Source organism: Micromonospora sp. ATCC 39149 (assembly GCF_000158815.1).
Taxonomy (GTDB): Bacteria; Actinomycetota; Actinomycetes; order Mycobacteriales; family Micromonosporaceae; genus Micromonospora.
Map to the genome: position 1 here is coordinate 5,773,290 of NZ_GG657738.1, position 2,207 is coordinate 5,775,496.

At 69.0% G+C, this 2,207-nt stretch carries 2 protein-coding genes and 2 pseudogenes; all 4 read left to right on the plus strand.

Annotated elements, in window-relative coordinates:
* Window positions 1–141: 141 nt before the first annotated feature.
* Window positions 142–270 (plus strand): annotated as a pseudogene (locus tag MCAG_RS32845) (DHHA1 domain-containing protein); the annotation flags it as partial.
* Between the two features lie 73 nt (window positions 271–343).
* The gene (gene ruvX, locus MCAG_RS25325) at window positions 344–805 is read left to right on the plus strand and encodes a Holliday junction resolvase RuvX (RefSeq protein ID WP_007075801.1); all 462 of its coding nucleotides are present in this window, start codon (window positions 344–346) and stop codon (window positions 803–805) included.
* Window positions 802–2,001, plus strand: a complete 1,200-nt coding sequence (mltG, locus tag MCAG_RS25330; RefSeq protein WP_007075802.1) for an endolytic transglycosylase MltG — start codon at window positions 802–804, stop codon at window positions 1,999–2,001. Before ruvX ends, mltG begins: the two co-directional genes overlap by 4 nt.
* A pseudogene (locus MCAG_RS25335) lies at window positions 2,001–2,207 on the plus strand (shikimate dehydrogenase); the annotation flags it as partial. The gene mltG and the pseudogene MCAG_RS25335, both read left to right, overlap by 1 nt.

The window sequence follows — 2,207 nt, forward strand, 5'->3', positions numbered from 1 at the left end:
CCCCTCCCAGGGCGGCGGGAACCTGGTTGGCTAAAGCGCACGGGCCCGGCGGCCGGTCGGTCCGGGGGCGCCCGGCCGCCGGTGGCTGGGGCGTCCGTGCAGTCACGACGGGGAGGACACATGCGGGAGAACGGTTCGCGGTACCTGGTCAAGGCCGCGTTCTCCGGCCGGGGCGGCGGCAGCGACGACCTGGCTCAGGGCGGTGGCCTGCCGGCGGACGATGCCCCTAAACTGCTGGCCACGGTCGAGCAGGCGATCGCCGACGCGTGAGCGCACCGTACGCCGGGTCAGGGCGGACCGTCACGGTCCGCCCTGACCCGTTCCAGGGCAGGATGAACGGAACATGACCGAGACGTTGCGCGGTGTCCGGCTGGGGGTCGACGTGGGGCAGGTGCGAGTCGGCGTGGCCCGCTCCGACCCGCACGGGGTGCTGGCCACCCCGCTGGTGACGCTTGCCCGGGACCTCACCACGGCCGACGACGCCGTGCCGAGCGACATGGCCGAACTGGTCGCTCTGATCGCCGAGCACGAGTGCGTCGAGGTCGTCGTCGGCCTTCCGATCAACCTCGCCGGCCAGCACGGCCCGGCGGCGCGGAACGTCAAGGCGTATGCTGACCGGCTGGCTGACGTAATTGCGCCCGTTCCGGTAACGCTCACCGACGAGAGGATGTCGACGGTGGTGGCTTCTCGTAGGCTTGCCGAGGGTGGCGTCCGGGGAAAACGCCGCCGCGCGGTGGTCGACCAGGCCGCTGCGGTCGAGATCCTGCAGAGCTGGCTGGATGCGCAGCGGAGGCGGACGCGATGATCGACGATCTGGAGCTCGGGTTCGACGAGCCGGCGCGGGGTGAGAAGGGCAAGCACCGGCGCAGCTCCATGCGCAAGCGCCGGGGCGAGTCCTCCGGGGGCCGGGGCAAGACCGCCCTCGCCCTGCTGATGGCCTTCGTCCTGCTTGGCGTGATCGGCGGCGGGGCCTTCTACGGCTTCGACCGGGTGCAGAGCTACTTCGTCACTCCCGACTACGACGGGGCCGGCACCGGCGAGGTCACGGTCGAGATCAAGCAGGGCGCGCTGATCGCCGACATGGCCGTCGCGCTCTACGACGCCGGGGTGGTCAAGAGCGCCAAGGCGTTCGTCGAGGCGGCCGAGGCCAACTCGCGCAGCAAGAACATCCAGCCCGGCACCTACAAGGTCCGCAAGCAGATGAGCGGCGAGCAGGCCCTGGTGATGTTGCTCGACCTGAAGAACAAGGTCACCAACCAGGTCACCATCCCCGAGGGGCGTACGGCCAAGGGCGTCTACAAGCTGCTGTCGGAGAAGACCAAGATCCCGGTCAAGGAGTTCGAGGCCGCCGCGAAGGACCCGGAAGCACTCGGCGTGCCGGACTGGTGGTTCAAGCGCACCGACGGCAAGCCGGTCAAAAAGTCGATCGAGGGCTTCCTCTACCCGGACACGTACGAGATCCCGCCGAAGGCCACCGCCGAGATCCTGCTGACGATGATGGTGGAGAACTTCCTCACCGTCACCGGCGAGATGAAGTTCGCCGACCGGGTGCAGGAGGAACGGGGCGGCATCAGCCCGTACGAGGCGCTGATCGTCGCGTCCCTCGCCCAGGCCGAGGCGGGCAACAAGGACGACCTCGGCAAGGTCGCCCGGGTGGCCTACAACCGGGTGTACGGCGAGTTCCCGTGCAACTGCCTGGAGATGGACGTCACGGTCAACTACTACTTCGAGTCGATCGGCCAGGAGGGCAAGAAGTCGAAGGACATGACCCCGGCCGAGCTGGACAACCCGAAGAACCCGTACAACCGTAAGCTGAAGGGGATGATCCCCACCCCGATCAACAACCCGGGCAAGCAGGCCCTGGAAGGGGCGATGGACCCGCCCGCCGGCAAGTGGCTCTACTTCGTGGCGATCGACAAAGAGGGGCACTCCGCCTTCGCCGAGACGTACGAGGGGCACCAGCGCAACGAGGCCAAGGCCCGGGAGGCCGGGATCATCTGATGACGACGCCACGGCGGGCGGCGGTGGTCGGCAAGCCGATCAGCCACTCACTCTCCCCCGTGATCCACAACGCCGGCTACGCCGCCGCCGGCCTCGTCGGGTGGTCGTACACGAAGATCGAGTGCGCGGAGGCGGAGCTGGCGGCGATGGTCGGCGGCCTCGGCCCCGAGTGGGCCGGGTTGTCGGTGACCATGCCGTGCAAGGAG